22 protein-coding genes are annotated in these 15,572 nt (G+C 62.6%); 13 read left to right on the top strand and 9 right to left on the bottom strand.

Annotation, left to right across the window (positions count from 1 at the left end; translation table 11 throughout):
* Positions 1 to 119: 119 nt before the first annotated feature.
* Positions 120 to 1,484, top strand: coding sequence for an LLM class flavin-dependent oxidoreductase (locus tag SJY08_RS12665; RefSeq protein ID WP_377276030.1), 1,365 nt, complete (start codon positions 120 to 122; stop codon positions 1,482 to 1,484).
* Between the two features lie 178 nt (positions 1,485 to 1,662).
* On the top strand, positions 1,663 to 2,583 hold the full coding sequence (locus SJY08_RS12660) for a diacylglycerol/lipid kinase family protein (protein WP_377276028.1): 921 nt from the start codon (positions 1,663 to 1,665) through the stop codon (positions 2,581 to 2,583).
* A 20-nt stretch (positions 2,584 to 2,603) separates the two neighbouring features.
* Here the strand turns inward: SJY08_RS12660 and SJY08_RS12655 are convergent, their stop codons facing one another.
* From SJY08_RS12655 to SJY08_RS12640, 4 genes are all read right to left on the bottom strand, one after another.
* Entirely contained in the window at positions 2,604 to 3,293 is a 690-nt protein-coding gene (locus SJY08_RS12655; RefSeq protein WP_377276026.1) for an HAD family hydrolase, read from the bottom strand.
* 113 nt (positions 3,294 to 3,406) lie between these two features.
* Positions 3,407 to 3,997, bottom strand: coding sequence for a TetR/AcrR family transcriptional regulator (locus tag SJY08_RS12650; protein ID WP_377276024.1), 591 nt, complete (start codon positions 3,995 to 3,997; stop codon positions 3,407 to 3,409).
* On the bottom strand, positions 3,997 to 4,341 hold the full coding sequence (locus tag SJY08_RS12645) for a multidrug efflux SMR transporter (RefSeq protein ID WP_054151185.1): 345 nt from the start codon (positions 4,339 to 4,341) through the stop codon (positions 3,997 to 3,999). The genes SJY08_RS12650 and SJY08_RS12645 overlap by 1 nt, the downstream gene beginning before the upstream one ends.
* Before the next feature lie 85 nt (positions 4,342 to 4,426).
* The gene (locus SJY08_RS12640) at positions 4,427 to 5,113 is read right to left on the bottom strand and encodes a helix-turn-helix transcriptional regulator (protein ID WP_054151186.1); all 687 of its coding nucleotides are present in this window, start codon (positions 5,111 to 5,113) and stop codon (positions 4,427 to 4,429) included.
* A 167-nt stretch (positions 5,114 to 5,280) separates the two neighbouring features.
* Here SJY08_RS12640 and SJY08_RS12635 point away from each other — a divergent pair, with 167 nt between their 5' ends.
* From SJY08_RS12635 to SJY08_RS12600, 8 genes are all read left to right on the top strand, one after another.
* Positions 5,281 to 5,610: an NIPSNAP family protein gene (locus SJY08_RS12635; RefSeq protein ID WP_054151187.1), complete on the top strand. Its 330-nt coding sequence runs from the start codon at positions 5,281 to 5,283 to the stop codon at positions 5,608 to 5,610.
* Positions 5,607 to 5,951, top strand: a complete 345-nt coding sequence (locus SJY08_RS12630) for an antibiotic biosynthesis monooxygenase (protein ID WP_054151188.1) — start codon at positions 5,607 to 5,609, stop codon at positions 5,949 to 5,951. The genes SJY08_RS12635 and SJY08_RS12630 overlap by 4 nt, the downstream gene beginning before the upstream one ends.
* A gap of 62 nt (positions 5,952 to 6,013) precedes the next feature.
* Positions 6,014 to 6,259, top strand: coding sequence for a type II toxin-antitoxin system ParD family antitoxin (locus SJY08_RS12625; RefSeq protein WP_054151189.1), 246 nt, complete (start codon positions 6,014 to 6,016; stop codon positions 6,257 to 6,259).
* Positions 6,246 to 6,560, top strand: a complete 315-nt coding sequence (locus tag SJY08_RS12620) for a type II toxin-antitoxin system RelE/ParE family toxin (RefSeq protein WP_377276020.1) — start codon at positions 6,246 to 6,248, stop codon at positions 6,558 to 6,560. The genes SJY08_RS12625 and SJY08_RS12620 overlap by 14 nt, the downstream gene beginning before the upstream one ends.
* A 55-nt stretch (positions 6,561 to 6,615) precedes the next feature.
* Complete coding sequence (locus SJY08_RS12615; protein WP_377276018.1) at positions 6,616 to 7,296, top strand: GntR family transcriptional regulator; 681 nt, start codon at positions 6,616 to 6,618, stop codon at positions 7,294 to 7,296.
* 743 nt (positions 7,297 to 8,039) lie between these two features.
* The gene (locus SJY08_RS12610; protein ID WP_377276016.1) at positions 8,040 to 8,630 is read left to right on the top strand and encodes a biotin transporter BioY; all 591 of its coding nucleotides are present in this window, start codon (positions 8,040 to 8,042) and stop codon (positions 8,628 to 8,630) included.
* 26 nt (positions 8,631 to 8,656) lie between these two features.
* Positions 8,657 to 9,079, top strand: a complete 423-nt coding sequence (locus SJY08_RS12605; RefSeq protein ID WP_377276014.1) for a DUF1284 domain-containing protein — start codon at positions 8,657 to 8,659, stop codon at positions 9,077 to 9,079.
* A 125-nt stretch (positions 9,080 to 9,204) separates the two neighbouring features.
* A complete protein-coding gene (locus SJY08_RS12600) occupies positions 9,205 to 9,546 on the top strand; it encodes an MmcQ/YjbR family DNA-binding protein (RefSeq protein WP_377276012.1) in 342 nt (113 codons plus the stop codon).
* Here SJY08_RS12600 and SJY08_RS12595 read toward each other — a convergent pair.
* Genes SJY08_RS12595 through SJY08_RS12580 form a run of 4 tightly spaced genes read right to left on the bottom strand, consistent with a single transcriptional unit; the run spans position 9,543 to position 11,747 of the window.
* Positions 9,543 to 10,511 (bottom strand): NAD(P)H-dependent flavin oxidoreductase, encoded by a 969-nt coding sequence (locus SJY08_RS12595; protein WP_377276010.1) that lies wholly within the window; start codon positions 10,509 to 10,511, stop codon positions 9,543 to 9,545. The genes SJY08_RS12600 and SJY08_RS12595 overlap by 4 nt on opposite strands.
* Before the next feature lie 6 nt (positions 10,512 to 10,517).
* Positions 10,518 to 10,730, bottom strand: a complete 213-nt coding sequence (locus SJY08_RS12590; protein WP_054149195.1) for a 4-oxalocrotonate tautomerase family protein — start codon at positions 10,728 to 10,730, stop codon at positions 10,518 to 10,520.
* Between the two features lie 4 nt (positions 10,731 to 10,734).
* Positions 10,735 to 11,121 (bottom strand): nuclear transport factor 2 family protein, encoded by a 387-nt coding sequence (locus tag SJY08_RS12585; RefSeq protein ID WP_377276008.1) that lies wholly within the window; start codon positions 11,119 to 11,121, stop codon positions 10,735 to 10,737.
* The gene (locus tag SJY08_RS12580; protein WP_377276006.1) at positions 11,121 to 11,747 is read right to left on the bottom strand and encodes a glutathione S-transferase C-terminal domain-containing protein; all 627 of its coding nucleotides are present in this window, start codon (positions 11,745 to 11,747) and stop codon (positions 11,121 to 11,123) included. Before SJY08_RS12580 ends, SJY08_RS12585 begins: the two co-directional genes overlap by 1 nt.
* Before the next feature lie 183 nt (positions 11,748 to 11,930).
* On the opposite strand from SJY08_RS12580, the gene SJY08_RS12575 reads away from it, so the two are divergent.
* From SJY08_RS12575 to SJY08_RS12565, 3 genes are all read left to right on the top strand, one after another.
* On the top strand, positions 11,931 to 12,233 hold the full coding sequence (locus tag SJY08_RS12575) for a winged helix-turn-helix transcriptional regulator (RefSeq protein WP_377276004.1): 303 nt from the start codon (positions 11,931 to 11,933) through the stop codon (positions 12,231 to 12,233).
* A gap of 174 nt (positions 12,234 to 12,407) precedes the next feature.
* Positions 12,408 to 13,538 (top strand): site-specific DNA-methyltransferase, encoded by a 1,131-nt coding sequence (locus SJY08_RS12570; protein WP_377276002.1) that lies wholly within the window; start codon positions 12,408 to 12,410, stop codon positions 13,536 to 13,538.
* A gap of 362 nt (positions 13,539 to 13,900) precedes the next feature.
* Complete coding sequence (locus SJY08_RS12565; RefSeq protein WP_377276000.1) at positions 13,901 to 14,902, top strand: OmpA family protein; 1,002 nt, start codon at positions 13,901 to 13,903, stop codon at positions 14,900 to 14,902.
* Between the two features lie 56 nt (positions 14,903 to 14,958).
* Here the strand turns inward: SJY08_RS12565 and SJY08_RS12560 are convergent, their stop codons facing one another.
* Positions 14,959 to 15,570 (bottom strand): HAD family hydrolase, encoded by a 612-nt coding sequence (locus tag SJY08_RS12560; protein ID WP_377275998.1) that lies wholly within the window; start codon positions 15,568 to 15,570, stop codon positions 14,959 to 14,961.
* Positions 15,571 to 15,572 lie beyond the last annotated feature (2 nt).

Genomic DNA, 15,572 nt, shown 5'->3' with positions numbered 1-15,572 from the left:
CATCTCGACCCTTGCCAAATTCTCCGGCCGCGTCTTCTATAGTGGACGGGAACATACGATAGATGACGGCGCATCCACAAGTCGCCGCCTGTCGACAAAAGAGAGGGACGAACACGAGCATGGCACGCGAAATCCGTTTCAACGCCTTCGACATGAATTGCGTCGGGCATATCCAGCAGGGTCTTTGGAGCCATCCGCGCGATCGCTCGATGGAATATACGAGCCTCGCCTACTGGACCGACTACGCGAAGCGTCTGGAAGCGGGCCTCTTCGACGGCATCTTCCTCGCCGACGTCGTCGGCATCTACGACGTGCTGAGCGGCAGTCCGGCGCCAGCACTTCGCGGTGCCGTGCAGGTGCCGGTCAATGATCCGATGATGCTGGTTCCGGCCATGGCCGCGGCCACCCGCCATCTCGGCTTCGGCGTCACGGCCAACCTCACTTACGAACAGCCCTTCCTCTTTGCCCGCCGCATGGCGACGCTCGATCATCTGACCGGTGGCCGCATCGGCTGGAACATCGTGACCGGCTATCTCGACAGTGCCGCACGCGCCATCGGCCTCGACGGTCAGATGGCCCATGACGATCGCTACGACCTCGCCGATGAATACATGGAGGTGATCTACAAGCTCCTTGAAGGGAGCTGGGAGGACGGCGCTGTGGTGGCCGACAAGGCTGCAAAGGTCTATGCCGAACCGCAGCGTGTCCATCCCGTCCATCATCATGGACGCCAATACAAGGTCGATGCCTATCACCTCTGCGAACCCTCGCCCCAGCGCACGCCGGTGCTGTATCAGGCCGGTTCCTCGCCGCGTGGCCGACAGTTCGCCGCAACCCACGCTGAATGCGTCTTCGTCAACGGCCAGAAGAAGGAGGGCGTGCGCGAGATCGTCTCCGACATCCGGGCACGTGCCGAGGGACTGGGGCGTCAAGGCGATGACATCAAGGTCTTCCTTGGTGCCACCATCGTCACCGGCCGCACCGAAAAGGAGGCCCGCGAAAAGTTCGAGGACTACCGCCAGTACGTGAGCTCCGAGGCCGCGCTCACCCATGCTGCCGCCTCGATGGGCATCGACTTCGACAAATTCGACATGGACGAACCGGTCGAGACGGGCAAGAGCCAGGCGATCACCTCCAACATCAAGGCCATGGACCGCGCGGCCGGACCGCAATGGACGAAGCGCAAACTGATAGAACAGATGGTGCTCGGCAGCCGCCAGCCGCCACTCGTCGCCTCCGCAGATCAGGTCGTCGACTGGCTGGTGGACTGGGTCGAGGACACCGGCGTCGACGGCTTTAACCTGTCGCGCACGGTCGTGCCGGAATGCTTCGACGACATCATCGAGTTGGTCATTCCCCGCCTGCAGGAGAAAGGTCTCTACAAGACCGAATACCGCGAAGGGCCGCTGCGGGAAAAGCTCTTCGGCAACGCCCGACTGACCGATCGCCACATTGCCTCCACCCACCGGCATCAGCGGGGCTGATCACGTCTTTCTCATGTTGTGCAAGGCATCGGTCCGGGCCGGTGCCTCGCCTTGCTCTCTCTGCTCGGCGGATGCTAGCGTGCAAGCCACATGGCGGAGCATGCCTGCCCCCTCGGGATGCACGCGCTGGCATTGAGAGGGAGTGGGGCACCAAGGCTGTGTCCCCAGGGAGGCCTTGTTGAAAATTGCTGTCGTGAGAAATCCCATTGCGGGCGGCCGAGCAGGCCAGAAGCAATGGGCTCCCCTGCTTGCCGCCTTCCGCCATCGTTTCCCGGATCTGGAAATCCATGAAAGCCGCTCCAGCGGGGACGCGAGAAGGCTCGCCCGCGAGCTGGCAGTGCGGCCTTACGACGTTGTTGTGGTCGCCGGCGGTGACGGCACGATCAGCGATGTCGTCGATGGTGTGCTGACCTCGTCGCGCCCCGAGATGCCGCTCGCCTTTCTGCCGATCGGCACAGGCTGCGATTTCATCCGAAACTTCAAGCTACCGAGCGATCCGGCAGCCCTCGCAGAACACATCGCAAACGCCCCTGTCCGCAAGATTGACGCCGGGTTGCTCGTCAGCCGCGATGCTGCCGGCAACGAGCAGCGTCGCCACTTTGCCAATATCGCCAGTGTCGGCATTTCCGGCGAAATCGTCGATGCTGTGAACGCGCCTGGACGCAGACGCATCTTGAACGGCCCCCTCCGCTTCCTTGTCCATGCGGCACGCGCGATCCTGCGCTATCGTCCCTATGATTTCGAAGTGCTGATCGATGGCATGCAGGTGCATCAGGGGCGGCTGGCAATCGCAGCGATTGCCAATGGCGGCTGGTTTGGCGGCGGCATGCACATCACGCCGGATGCCGATGTCGCCGATGGCCTGTTCGACATTGCCGTGATGCGCGAGGAGAAGATCCTCGGCCTTCTGAATTTACTGGGACGCCTGCATTCCGCCGGCCATGTCGGCCATCCGCTCTTAAGTTTTCATAAAGGATGTCGCGTCGAGGTGCGGCCGCGTGATCCCCAGCGTTTCCCGGTAGAAATCGACGGCGAAATGCCAATCCGGGGCGGTTTCGTCGCAGAAATCCTGCCCTTGGCGTTGACCATCAAGACCTGAACAGGTCGCTCGTCAGAGAATTAAAACGCGCCTTCCCACTCGGCCATGGCGGCGATCACGCCCGGCAGATCCTGCATGCGGGCAATCACGGTTTCGGCGCCGGCATCAGTCAGCCGGTCTGCATGCGAGGGATAGGTGTGCGAGGCGCCGGTAAAGCCGATGACGCGCATGCCGGCTTCGCGTGCCGCATGTACGCCGTGCACGGAGTCCTCGATGACGATGCACTTGGACGGACTGACATTGAACTGCTGGGCACCATGCAGGAAGATATCCGGCTTCGGCTTGACCCTGTCAGCACCGAGATCCTTGGCCGAATAGATATGCGGCGCGAAGAACTCCTTGAGGCCGACCTTGGTCAGCATCATGTCCAGACGATGCCAGGACGAGTTCGAGCAGATGCAGCGCGGACCGGCGAGACGCGCCAGGGCATACTGCACGCCTTCGATCGCCTTCACCTCGCGGGCGAGCCTCTGGTCGAGCAGCTGTTCCGACTTGTCGATCAGGCTGGCTGAGAGCGGGATATCGATCTCCTTCTCGATCGACAGCAGAATGTTCTTCCAGGTCATGCCGGCGAAGCGCTCGCCCATCTCCTCGACCGAAATCGGATAACCCGCTTCCGTCAGAAGCTTCAATTCGACCTTGGCCGCGATGATCTCGGAATCGACGAGCACGCCGTCGCAATCGAAAAGGGTGAGGTCGAAGCCGCTCATGGAAACATCCGTCATGTGGTCCAGGGAAAGTCGCTCCCTACACGATCGGGAGGGCGAGGACAATCACGCGTCATGCACGGCTGCCGTGCCGAACATCGCATGGCCGTCTAGTTTCAAGCCTCAGCCATCGCGAGCAGCACGACCTCGAAATCCTGCGGATAACGTTTGAGCCCGCCCGCCTTTTCCATCATGTCAGCGAGCCAGACGCCGTCGGCTGCAAGCCGCACGGCAACCAGCCTCGGATCGGCGTCGGTCTCGGCATGCCGCGCCATGCGCCCGTCGAGCCAGGCCGACCACAGCGCGCGCAGCGCCGGTTCCGAGACGATTGCGACCGACAGTGCACCCCAGAGGCTGCGGTCGCCCAGCAGGCGGTCGGAGAAGCAGGCACGCACATAGGCCCGCGTGAAGCGTCCGCGCGACGCGGTATCATCCGCCAGAGTCCGGTCGATTTCCTGATCCATCTTGTCGAGAAGATCCTCAAAGACGGCGGCCAGCAGCGCCTGCTTGCTGTCGAAATGATGCAGCAGCCCGCCCTTTGTCACGCCGGCCCGTTCGGCAACCGCCTGGATCGTGATGGCCGACGATCCCTGTTCGGCAGCAATCTGGGCGGCACAGTCCAGCAAAGCCCGGCGCACCTGCTCCGGCTGTTTCTTGCGGTGATGCGCGGAAAGCGTTTTGTCTCCGCGCGAGGGAGAGGCCGCCATCAGTGCGACACCGTGCTCGACAGCGTGTTCATCACGATGACGCCGGCAACGATCAGGGCGATACCCACAAGCGCGGCCAGATCGAGGCTCTGCTTGAGGTAGAACACACTGATCAGAGCGGTCAGCACGATGCCGAGCCCACCCCACATCGCATAGGCGATGCCAAGCGGCATGCCCTTCAGCGCCTGTGACAGAAGGTAGAAGGAGGCGACATAAAACATCACCATACCAGCCGTCGGCAGAAGCTTGGTGAACTGGGCCGATTTCTGCAGCAACGTCGTGCCGATGACTTCGAGCACGATGGCGGCAGCCAGCGCGCCATAGGCGGTCAGTGTGGGGTTCATGGACGGGGCTCCGGAAAAGAGAATGTTAAAACATACCGTATGGTTGGTTTCTTTTCAAGGTGCCTGTGACGCATGCATGTCGAACTCAGTCGGGCAGGGGAAACCACTTGAGAAAATGCCGCTCGCCCTCGGGTGAGAACCGGATGATCCGGCTCTCCTCCACCCGCCGCGCCAGTCCCCGATCGAGGAAATGTGTGAGCAGCGCCGCCCCCAGCGCGCCCGCGAGATGCGTCCGCCGCTCGCTCCAGTCGAGGCATGCGCGGCAGAGCGGGCGTCGCTTGGCTCTAAGGCTGCCGATATCGAGGCCGCGACCTTCGAGCAGGCTCTCGCCCACAGTTGTCAGCGTCAGCGCCTCGTCCTCCGCCCGGATTGCGCCCTGCCCAACCAGGCTGTCCAGCATGCGCACGCCAAAATCGCCGGCCAGATGGTCGTAGCAGATCCGCGCCTTGCGCAGCTCCGGCTCCTTCGGCCCGGTGCGGTGGCGCAGGTGCCCGCGCGTCGCTGAGAAGCTCATCAGGCTCTCGATCATCGTCCCGACATGACCGTCGGCCAGTGCAAAATAGCGATGCCGCCCCTGTTTGCGCTGGGAGAGGAGGCCACCCTCTTCGAGCTTCGACAGATGCGAACTCGCCGTCTGCAGCGTCACGCCTGCAGCGCCCGCAAGTTCCGTCGCGGTCAACGCCTTGCCGCCGATCAGCGCCAATAGCATGTTCGAGCGCGCCGGATCGCCGATCAGTGAAGCGATGCGCGCGATGTCAGGTCCTTCCGCCATATGATGTTCTCCCCGTTAGAAAGCGCAGTCTGCATCGCAAGTGTAGCCAATGCTTCGATCCGGGTCGAACTGTTGAAGGAAAGGGTTGGGCAAAACTTCGACCCCGATCGAAGCATCAGGCGTCGGTGCCGTGGCAAGCCCACCTCGCAAACCACGAGGAACAACCCATGATCACCTGCATCATCCGTTACCGCATTGACCCCTTCGGTCGCGACGACTTCGCCACTTACGCTCGCAACTGGGGCGAGGCGATCCCCCGCTGCGGCGCCGATCTGGTCGGCTACTTCGCCCCGCACGAGGGCTCGGCAACCACGGCCTACGGCATCTACCACATCGAAAATCTGGCGGCCTATGAAGCCTATCGCGCGAAGCTTGCTGCCGATCCGCTCGGCAAGGCCAATTATGAATTCGCCAGGAACGCCCGCTTCATCCTGGAGGAGGACCGCCTCTTCCTGAAGAATGTCTCCAGCTCTCCATCGTCGAAAGTCCAGCCATGATCGCCGTCATCTTCGAGGTGGTGCCATTTGTCGGAGAACGCCACCGCTATCTCGATTTGGCCGGTGAACTGCGCGCCCAACTGGAGGCGGCCGACGGCTTCCTCTCCGTTGAGCGCTTCGAGAGCCTGTCGACCCGTGGCAAGCTCTTGTCGCTCTCCTTCTGGCGCGACGAAGAAGCAGTCCGCCGCTGGCGCGAGACGGAGGAACACCGCGCCGCGCAAGCGGCCGGCAGGGGCGGCGTCTTCGCCGCCTATCGCCTGCGCGTCGCCCAAGTGCTGCGCGACTACGGTCTCGAAGACCGGGCCGAGGCGCCGGAGGATAGCCGCGCAAGGCATGGGTGAGGGTGGGGTTTTGACAAACTTTGCCATCCGCGCCATTTTGTCTGCATCACTGGAGGCAGACCATGGCAACGATGAACGTATCCCTTCCCGATCCGATGAAGGCCTGGGTCGAGCGTCAGGCCGAGAGCGGCCGCTACGGCAATGCCAGCGACTATATCCGCGACCTGATCCGCAAGGATCAGGAGCGTCTCGCAGCCTTCGACCAGCTTCAGGCCGCCATCACCAAGGGGATCGAAAGCGGCCCGCCGGAGCCCTTCGATCCCGAGGCCTTCAAGCGGCGGATGCGCGAGAGCCATGGCGCCCGCTAGCGCCCGCTACACCCTTGCGCCTGAGGCTCAGCGTGACCTCGAAACCGTCTGGGCCTATGGTGCGGAAACCTGCTCCACCGATCAGGCCGATCGCTATCTCGACGAACTCGTGCAGGCCTTCGACCGGGTTGCTCGGTCTCCAACGCTGTTTCGCGAACGTCTCGAGTTTATGCCGCCGGTCCGGATCTATCCCTATCGCAGTCATCTGATCGTCTATGTGGGGCTGGAAGGGCAGGTCACCATCCTGCGTATTCTCGGCGGTCGGCAGGATTGGCAGGCGATCCTAAGGGCGCTCGACTGACGCGCGTCCTGCCACTCCCTCGACAAGCCATGCCCCGCTGACTATGCATGACCGCATGCCCAAGACCCGCGACAATTCCTTGAAGGACACGGTGGCGAGCCGCATCAGCCGCGCGCTTGCGGAGCGTATCATCCATGGCGAACTCGTGCCCGGTTCGCGTCTGGGGCAGGACCATATTGCCGAGGAATTCGGCGCAAGCCATGTGCCCGTGCGCGAGGCCTTCCGCCGGCTGGAGGCGCAAGGCCTGGTCGTCTCGCTGCCCCGTCGGGGCGTGCGGGTCGCCAGCTTTGATCTCAAACAGGTGCGCGAAGTCGCCGAGATGCGCGCAGCACTTGAAGTGCTGGCGCTTCGCCACGCCGCCCCCAACCTGACGCCGGAGGTGCTGGCCGCTGCCGAACAGGCCGCAGCCGACGCGGATGACGCCAAGGATGTTCGCACCTGGGAGGAGGCCAACCGCCGCTTCCACCGGCTGATCGTCTCCACCTGTGGCATGCCGCGCCTGCTGTCCGTCATCGACGATCTCCACGCCGTCTCCGCCCGCTTCCTCTTCGTCGCCTGGCGCGCCACCTGGGAAGCCCGCACCGACCACGACCACCGCGCCATCCTCGAAGCCCTGAAATCAGGCGACGCGGCAGAAGCCGCACGCATTCTCGAGCGTCACGTCCAATGGATCGGCCGCGCGCCGATGCCGGTGCCGGGTCGCGCCGAGACGGAAGGTTTCGCCATCGTCGGGTGAGCGTCGCCGAGCCGTTCCGCCGCACTCCGCCTCCCCCTTGAGGGGGGCGCCGCAAAGCGGCGGGTGGGGGTGAAACCCGCCGACCTGTCCGACTTCCGCCACGGGCCGCTTTGTGGGGCGAAAACCACCTCCGCCTTCGATCCCGGCCAGCGTCGCTGTCACCCCACCCCGGACCTGCGGTCCGACGCTCCCCCTCAAGGGGAGGGTGTTGGCGGCGCCGCCTCAGGCAAGCCCTCATCCAGGCAGAAGGGTGCCGCTCTCTGCTGGCCAGCCACCGCCCTGTGATGGACGCGCCCTCTCTGGTGGCAAGCCCTCATCCTGAGGCGGGAGCGAGCGCTCCCCTCGAAGGACGAGGCGGGTGGCTCTTCCGTGGCCTCGCCCTTCGAGGCCTGCAGGTGCAGGCACCTCAGGGTGAAGGGTGATCCTCTGCCCCTCATCCGCCTCCTGAGCCCGCCGAAGGGCGGCACCTTCTCCTTGGCTGCAGGGGAGAAGGCCAAAACGCTGACCGCGCGCACCTCCCTCTCCCCGCTTGCGGGCAGAGGGTAGGGTGACCGGCGCGGCCTCGTTCTAAAATTATAGATAAAAAGAGAGAAGAGGCGCAAAGCTACGCCATGCTCGGCAATCTTGATCCCCACCCCAGCGACCTTCTCCGAGATTCTTGCAGCCTTCATCTTGGCATTCGTCGATTCCATAGATAAAAGATTCTCCGCCACTTCAAATTATCTATAAAATGGAGATTGCCCATGACGACCATTCTTGCGCCCGCCGGCCGCGGTTTCGATCCGCTTGGCATATCGGGCCGTTCGCTTCCCGTGCAGGCCGCTCTTCTCCTCTTTGGCACGGGCGTATTGGCCCTTGCCTCGCAGATCTCCGTGCCCATGGTGCCGGTGCCGATCACCATGCAGACCTTTGCGCTGACCATGATCGGCGTGCTCTATGGCTGGCGTCTGGGCTTGCTCACCGTGCTTGCCTGGCTCGGCGAGGCGATGATGGGCCTGCCGGTTCTGGCCAACGGCGGTGGCGGCCTCGCCCCCTTTGTCGGCCCGACGGCCGGTTACCTCGCAGCCTTCCCGATCATCGCGGCGCTTGCCGGTTATCTCGCGAACAAGGGCTGGACGGGCAGCCAAGTCGTCAAAAGCTTCCTCGCCCATCTCTCCGCCAATATCCTCTGCCTTGGCATCGGTGGCGCATGGCTGGCCTATCTCATCGGAGCCGAAAAGGGCTTGGCCCTCGGCGTCACACCCTTCATTCTCGGCGCCGTGCTGAAATCGGCTCTCGCCGCCGCCCTGCTGATGGCACTGGCCCGCCGCAAGGCACAGCCGCTCGACTTGTAAGCCTCTGACAACCGACTGAAACACGCATGACCGTCCGGCTCCGCGCCCACCACCTGCTCTGCATGCTGACCTATGTCGGCAAGGGCTATTCGCCCGCCTTCGTCGAGAACTACGAGGTCATCGCCTCAAGGCTCTCGGCCGGCGAGGAGATCGAACTGGTGGCGGGGCCGGACGATATCTGCGGGCCGCTGACTGAGGACCCTGGGGCTCATTGCCATGGGTCAGGTGTCGTCGAGCGGGACCGGGCAGCGGCAGACGCCGTCGCCCGCCTGATCGGCAGCCCGCTTCCACCGGGCGCTCGCATCACCCCGACGTCCGCTCTGCTTACGCGTCTCAGAAAAACCTTCGCCACCGGTGAGATCCGCACCGCCTGTTCGGGCTGCGAATGGTCGGAGCTTTGCGACAGCGTCGCGGACGGCGGATATCTGAGTGTGCGTGTTGCCCCCTGAGGCTGGCGGCGTCTCCTTCTCCCCGCTCGCGGGGAGAAGGTGCCCGAAAGGCGGATGAGGGGGCGTATGTGGACCTGATGACACGTCCTAAAGCCTCTGGCAGACTGACCTCCGGAGGCCCCGCCATGATCACCCTCGATATGCTGCGCCAGATCATCCTTGCCCTGCCGACCACGGAGGAAACGACCTCCTGGGGGCATCGGTCCTTCAAGGTCAACGGCAAGGCCATGCTGTTCTGGAACCCGACCCATGACTGCCCGGTCTTCAAGGTCTCTTTCGAGGAGCGCGACCACCTGATTGAGATCGACCCCGACACCTTTTTCACCACCGATCATCACCGACCCCATAGGCTGGTGCTCGCCCGTCCGGACCGGCTCGACCTCGAATGGGCGCGGGAAAACCTGACGCATGTCTGGCGGACGCAGGCGAAGAAGGCCGTGGTGAAGGCCTGGGATGCCCGCGACTAGCGCGTGATACAGTCTCTGACGATGTTTAGCATCCGCTCCTCGGCCTCGCGCGCCATGCGTTCGATGACGAGGGAGGCAGGTTCCAGGGACCGCACAAGGTCGACAGCCTCGCCGACGATGACCGGCAACTGCTCGGTATCGCCGGTCGCCTGGGCGTCAAGATAGCGATGGCGAACCTGATCGATACTGTCTTTCAGCATTGCGAGACGGTCGTGCCATGCGCGGTACAAGCCGTTGTCGAGTGTCCGCAATTGCCATTGCGTTGGCCAATCATGGCCGCGTATCAGATCGAAGACCGTGCCCTTGACGGTCTCGTCCCCGGAGCCGGTGATCGCGGCGTTCTTTGCCGGGATGTTGGCAAGCGATTCCCGTGTCGCGTAGAGTGCCGTGCCGCACAGCACGCCGTCTGCTCCGAGCATGAGCGCAGCAGCCAGGCCCCGGCCGTCTGCAATGCCGCCTGCAGCGATGACGGGCGTTCCGGGGACGGCATCGACGACAGCCGGGACGAGCGGAAGCGTCGCGCGGCTGCCGCCATGACCACCGGCCTCGGTGCCCTGTGCGACGATCACCTGCGCCCCTTCGGCGACGGCAATCTTCGCCGCTTTTACCGTTTGAACCTGCGCGATGAGAGCGATGCCCGCGCGCGCGATTGCCGGTGCAAACTGCCCGACATCGCCGAACGAAAGGAAGATCGCTCTTGGAGATCGATCGAGGGCGATATCAAGCAGGCCGGGATCCCTGGCGAGTGCCCAGCTGATGAAGCCGACGCCGACCTTGGTATTGCCGGCGCGTTCGAATTCCTGCTCCAGCCAGCGCCGGTCGCCATAGCCGCCGCCGATCAGCCCCAGGCCTCCGGAATGACCGACCGCCGCCGCGAGGGCGCCGCCTGCGATACCAGCCATCGGCGCCGACAGGATCGGCACCGAGAGACCAAAGTTTTCGGTAATGCGGGTTCTGAGAGCCATGAAGCTTCAGGCGCCCCGCTTCGAAGCCTGTCGATACGCCTCGACAGGCAGGCCACCGATACCCCAGTCCTCCATCGCGACCTCATCGATGACGACAAAGGTTGTCGCAGGGGTCTTGTTCAGCACGTCCACGAGCAGTTTCGTCACTCCCTGGATGAGTTCGGCCTTCTGTGCAGCTGTTGCGCCCTCGCGGGTAATCTTGATGTTCACATAAGGCATCGCTTCAATGCTCCTGGGGCGGTCGCTCGATGATCTGGAAAACCTTGGCAATAATCTGCCACACTCCATCGACTTTCACGAATGTCAGGAAATCGACAAAGTCACGTGCGCCGATTGAGCACCGAACCCGGGCAAAGGCGGTGTTTTCGCCGGCGAATTCGATGGAGTCGATGTAGTCGTGCCGCGGTTCCTTGCGCGAGGCGGGGGACTGGCGTGCGGCAACGATCGGAAAATATTCCTCCATCGTGCGATGCAGGAACGGTGTTTCGTCGGCCGTCGCATAGATGGCGCGTTGGTGAAAGACGCTCTGTAGCTTGTCAACATCGCAGAAATAGAGGGCATCGAAATAGTCTTCGATGGCGGCTGCAATTCTCGGAAATTCCGTCATCATCAGGCAGCCTCGTCCGAAATCAGGCCTTCCGCCGTCAACGCCTTGCGCACTGCTGGCCTTGCGGCGATGCGCGCCACATAGGCAGCGACGACCGGCCAGCGGCCAAGAGCGACGCCGATGAAATTGCTCCAGTTGAGAACGACGAAGAGGTAGCTGTCGGCCACCGTGAATGTGGTGCCGAGAATGTATGGGCGTCCATCCTTGAGGGCGGCCTCAACATCGTCAATCCGCCGGAAAAGCCGGGTTTCGGCGCGTGCCCGCTCCTCGCCTTCGAACGGGCGACCGCTGAACCATGGGCTGAAGGCCTTGTGCAGTTCGGAGGAGGTGAAGTTCAGCCACTCCTGCAGGCGAACGCGCTCAAGTGTGCCGGCATTCGGCGTATAACCCGCGCCAGGCGCGAGATCCCCGAGATACTGAAGGATGGCCGGATTTTCCGTCAGCACCACACCAGGGGCGATTTTCAGTGCCGGGACGTACCCCTTCGGATTGATGGTCCGGTAATCCTCTCCTTCCGACGTGGTGCCGGTTTCGGTATCGACGCTGACCGCATCGAAGTCGCGGTCCAGTTCAGTGAGAATGATGCGAGACGCCAGAGAACAGGCGCCGTGCTTGAAATAAAGCAACATGGATAGATCCTTGTCTGTGTTGGACGAAGAGACCTTACGGCGTGAGGTAACACTTGAAAACCAGGTTTCTTATGGTTACTGGATATTCAGGTTTCTCCACGGTAACTCGAAACGGCCATGACCCTGAAAATCCGAAAAAACCGAAGCGAACGCCCGCCCCAGAGCTGCGTTCTGACGGAGTGCATGTCGATCATCGGCGGCGCCTGGGCGCCGAACGTCATCTGGCACCTGCGCGGCGGTCCACGCCGCTTCAACGAATTGCGCCTCGACATTCCGCCCGTCTCGGCCAAGGTCCTGTCGCAGCGCCTGAAGGATCTGGAGGCGCGTGGTGTGATTTCCCGGACCATTCAGCCGACGACGCCGCCATCGGTGGAGTATGCACTCACAGCACTGGGGCAGGAGCTGGTTCCGGCGCTTGTGGCAATCGTCGAGGTCGGAGAAAAACTGAAGGCGACCCAGACGTCCGGGTCGGCCGTCTCTTCCTGATTGCCAGCTCTTTCTGCTTTGCTTGATCACTAAGTTCGCCGTGCATCGAAAGATGGCGCGCCACGCCATCCCACCCCCGCACAAAATCTCACCCCGTCTTCACCCTTCAGTAACCAAGTTCGGTAACCATAAGCCTCACATCCCGTGCTGCGTCAGCGTAAGAGTGAGTAACCGATGGCTTCTGTATTTCCGATTGCCGAACTCCGCCGTTCGTCCGACCCGCTGGCCTGGGTCGACAGCATCATCAAGGGCGATTGCGTTTCCGCCCTCGAAGCCCTTCCCGATAAATCCGTCGACGTCATCTTTGCCGATCCGCCGTACAATCTTCAGCTCGGCGGCGCTCTCCACCGTCCGGACCAGAGCCTCGTCGATGCCTGCGATGACGAATGGGACCAGTTCGCCTCGTTTGAGGCCTATGATGCCTTCACCCGCGCCTGGTTGCTTGCCTGCCGCCGCGTGTTGAAACCGACCGGCACGATCTGGGTCATCGGCTCCTATCACAACATTTTCCGCGTTGGCGCCACGCTGCAGGATCTCAACTTCTGGATCCTCAACGACATCGTCTGGCGCAAGACCAACCCGATGCCGAACTTCAAGGGCCGCCGTTTCCAGAACGCCCATGAGACGATGATCTGGGCCTCGCCTGATCCGAAGGCCAAGGGCTACACCTTCAATTACGATGCGATGAAGGCCTCGAACGACGATGTCCAGATGCGCTCCGACTGGCTTTTCCCGATCTGCTCGGGCGGCGAGCGGCTGAAGGGCGACGACGGCAAGAAGGTCCACCCGACCCAGAAGCCGGAAGCCTTGCTCGCCCGTGTCATCATGGCCTCCACCAAGCCGGGCGACATCGTGCTCGATCCCTTCTTCGGTTCCGGCACCACGGGTGCGGTGGCAAAACGTCTCGGCCGCCATTTTGTCGGCATCGAGCGCGAGCAGGATTACATCGATGCAGCCTCTGCCCGCATCGCCGCCGTCGAGCCTTTGGGTAAAGTCGAGCTGACCGTCCTGACCGGCAAGAAGGCCGAGCCCCGCGTTGCCTTCAACGTTCTCCTGGAAGCCGGTCTCGTGAAGCCCGGCCAGATCCTGACCGATGCCAAGCGCCGCCACTCCGCCATCATCCGCGCCGACGGCACGCTGACGGCAAACGGCGAGGCCGGCTCGATCCACCGCGTCGGCGCCCGCGTCCAGGGTATGGATGCCTGCAACGGCTGGACCTTCTGGCATGTCGAAGAAAAGGGTGCCCTGAAGCCGATCGACGATTTGCGTGCGGTCATCCGCAGCCGCATGGGCGGCCTGGAGTAAAGACATCGGATCGGCGCCCAAATTGCGCCGATCCGATTCTCAGTTAAATTAGAATAACTTCACATTCTTGTGATCAGCTTCGAGCAAGTCGAAGCCTTTAATCGGGCTGCATTCGATCTCAAGGGATCGATCTGGCGCGGGCAGGGGTCCGCCAACTCCACCCGCGCCAGCGCCTCGCTCTCAGGCAATGCCCAGAGTCAGGGCTTACCCGACACCCTCCAGCTCACCTTATGTCCCGGATCTCGATCTGCGTGACGGAAACGCATGCCGAGTGATAGGAAACACTTGATCAGGCGTTGTGCACACGCCACCATCCGGTTAGGCGGCAGGCCATTGGGGGATTGCCCGGTCAGAGGTGCAGCATGGTCCGGCTTTCCAGGAAATTCCTCGCCATTCTTGTATTCGCGCTTCTGGGATTGGCGCATAATGCGTCTGCGGAAACCTGTCCGACCTTGGACGGCTTCGCCCCGCTTGAGGACATGGCCGTCTACGAAGGTGCCTGCCTCTACGGCGCGGAAGATGCCGGCTTTGTGCGCTTTGATCTGTCCGTCGGCCCGATGAAGGGTAGGGCCCCCTCCGAGCTCAAGCCGGTTGAGGGGCATCTGCAGCGTCGCCTCTATGTCGCTCCCGAAGGCGCAAGTGCTGCCGACGTCTTTCTCAACTATCGCACGTCGTTGATAGGCGCCGGTTTTTCACCCCTGTTCGAATGTGTCGGCCGAGCCTGCGGCAGCAACAACGCCCTCTTGGGCAAGGTGGTTATCTATCCGGCAAATCGGAGGCTGCGCAATCTGGGGACCGCCTCAGAGTTCGCGCTCTATATCAAGGATGGCGAGAACTACATGGCAGCCGTTTCAGCAGATGGTACGCGCCATGTAGCGCTCTACGTCGCACAAAACCAGAAAGCACCACTCGCGGGAAATGCATCCGAACGCGCGGCTGTCCATCTGGATCTCGTCACGTCTTCCGCACTCGAAACCCGCATGATCGATGCCGCAGCCATGGCCAAGGGCATCTCGGACGAGGGGCATATAGCCCTCGACAATGTCTATTTCGACTTCGGCACCGCCACCCTTTCCGCCGAAGCCGCCCCGGCGATTGCCGAGATGACGAAGCTCCTGACCTCGAACCCGGGGCTGAAGGTCTATATCGTCGGCCACACCGATTGGATCGGGGATGCCGAGACGAACTTGTCGCTGTCACAAAAGCGCGCCCAAGCGGTCATGGCAGCACTGGTGTCGGCGGGCATCTCGAAAGAACGCCTCGCCGCCGCCGGAATGGGCATGCTGGCACCGCGTGCCAGCAACCAGACAGAGCCGGGCCGCGCCATGAACCGCCGCGTGGAACTGGTCGAGCGACCCGGTTGATGAACGAGGGATGATCCGTGTTCGCGGGGCACCCACTAGGTAAACCACCCGGAAAATCAGGCGGAGACGCCCAGCCCCTGCAGATCCGCCTTCAGCTTTTCCGCTCCGGTAAAATGCACCGCCTGCCAGCCGGCAGCCCGCGCGCCTTCGACATTCGCCAGACTGTCGTCGATGAAGACGGAATGCTCTGGTGACAGGCCGAAATCAACAGCATGCCGCTCATAGATCGCCACATCAGGCTTGATCAGCCCCACTTCGCCCGAAACCGTGACGCCGCGTGGCAGGTTCAGGAAGGGATACATCTTACGCGCTTCGGCAAATGTGTCGGCGGCGAAATTGGTGAGCATGGTCACGTCCCGGCCCGAATCGATCAGCCCCGTCATGATGGAAACGCTATCGTCATAGGCATGCGGCACCATCTCGGCCCAGTGCTTCCGGAAGGCGCGGATATGCGCTTCCTTCTCGGGAAACTCTGATATCAGCAGCGCCTCGGCGTCGGCCCAGTTGCGGCCGCGATCCTGCTCGATGTTCCAGTCATGGGTACAGACCCGGGCGAAGAAATCCGCCCGTTCTGCTGGGTCCGGGATGATCCGCGAGAAAGGCAGGTTCGGATCGTAATGGATCAGCACCTTGCCGATGTCGAAGACGATATGGCGGATTTCGGTCATGT

Origin of the sequence: Rhizobium sp. R86522 (assembly GCF_042466255.1) — a bacterium.
Classification (GTDB): Bacteria; Pseudomonadota; Alphaproteobacteria; order Rhizobiales; family Rhizobiaceae; genus Allorhizobium.
This window is presented reverse-complemented; position numbering and strand designations above follow the sequence as displayed.

What these genes read in the sequence shown, in the direction of transcription:
- SJY08_RS12665 (WP_377276030.1), top strand. Translation starts at nt 120, where the DNA reads ATGGCACGCGAAATCCGTTTCAACGCCTTCGACATGAATTGCGTCGGG.
- SJY08_RS12655 (WP_377276026.1), bottom strand. Translation starts at nt 3,293, where the DNA reads ATGAGCGGCTTCGACCTCACCCTTTTCGATTGCGACGGCGTGCTCGTC.
- SJY08_RS12650 (WP_377276024.1), bottom strand. Translation starts at nt 3,997, where the DNA reads ATGGCGGCCTCTCCCTCGCGCGGAGACAAAACGCTTTCCGCGCATCAC.
- SJY08_RS12645 (WP_054151185.1), bottom strand. Translation starts at nt 4,341, where the DNA reads ATGAACCCCACACTGACCGCCTATGGCGCGCTGGCTGCCGCCATCGTG.
- SJY08_RS12640 (WP_054151186.1), bottom strand. Translation starts at nt 5,113, where the DNA reads ATGGCGGAAGGACCTGACATCGCGCGCATCGCTTCACTGATCGGCGAT.
- SJY08_RS12635 (WP_054151187.1), top strand. Translation starts at nt 5,281, where the DNA reads ATGATCACCTGCATCATCCGTTACCGCATTGACCCCTTCGGTCGCGAC.
- SJY08_RS12630 (WP_054151188.1), top strand. Translation starts at nt 5,607, where the DNA reads ATGATCGCCGTCATCTTCGAGGTGGTGCCATTTGTCGGAGAACGCCAC.
- SJY08_RS12625 (WP_054151189.1), top strand. Translation starts at nt 6,014, where the DNA reads ATGGCAACGATGAACGTATCCCTTCCCGATCCGATGAAGGCCTGGGTC.
- SJY08_RS12620 (WP_377276020.1), top strand. Translation starts at nt 6,246, where the DNA reads ATGGCGCCCGCTAGCGCCCGCTACACCCTTGCGCCTGAGGCTCAGCGT.
- SJY08_RS12615 (WP_377276018.1), top strand. Translation starts at nt 6,616, where the DNA reads ATGCCCAAGACCCGCGACAATTCCTTGAAGGACACGGTGGCGAGCCGC.
- SJY08_RS12610 (WP_377276016.1), top strand. Translation starts at nt 8,040, where the DNA reads ATGACGACCATTCTTGCGCCCGCCGGCCGCGGTTTCGATCCGCTTGGC.
- SJY08_RS12605 (WP_377276014.1), top strand. Translation starts at nt 8,657, where the DNA reads ATGACCGTCCGGCTCCGCGCCCACCACCTGCTCTGCATGCTGACCTAT.
- SJY08_RS12600 (WP_377276012.1), top strand. Translation starts at nt 9,205, where the DNA reads ATGATCACCCTCGATATGCTGCGCCAGATCATCCTTGCCCTGCCGACC.
- SJY08_RS12595 (WP_377276010.1), bottom strand. Translation starts at nt 10,511, where the DNA reads ATGGCTCTCAGAACCCGCATTACCGAAAACTTTGGTCTCTCGGTGCCG.
- SJY08_RS12590 (WP_054149195.1), bottom strand. Translation starts at nt 10,730, where the DNA reads ATGCCTTATGTGAACATCAAGATTACCCGCGAGGGCGCAACAGCTGCA.
- SJY08_RS12585 (WP_377276008.1), bottom strand. Translation starts at nt 11,121, where the DNA reads ATGATGACGGAATTTCCGAGAATTGCAGCCGCCATCGAAGACTATTTC.
- SJY08_RS12580 (WP_377276006.1), bottom strand. Translation starts at nt 11,747, where the DNA reads ATGTTGCTTTATTTCAAGCACGGCGCCTGTTCTCTGGCGTCTCGCATC.
- SJY08_RS12575 (WP_377276004.1), top strand. Translation starts at nt 11,931, where the DNA reads ATGTCGATCATCGGCGGCGCCTGGGCGCCGAACGTCATCTGGCACCTG.
- SJY08_RS12570 (WP_377276002.1), top strand. Translation starts at nt 12,408, where the DNA reads ATGGCTTCTGTATTTCCGATTGCCGAACTCCGCCGTTCGTCCGACCCG.
- SJY08_RS12565 (WP_377276000.1), top strand. Translation starts at nt 13,901, where the DNA reads ATGGTCCGGCTTTCCAGGAAATTCCTCGCCATTCTTGTATTCGCGCTT.
- SJY08_RS12560 (WP_377275998.1), bottom strand. Translation starts at nt 15,570, where the DNA reads ATGACCGAAATCCGCCATATCGTCTTCGACATCGGCAAGGTGCTGATC.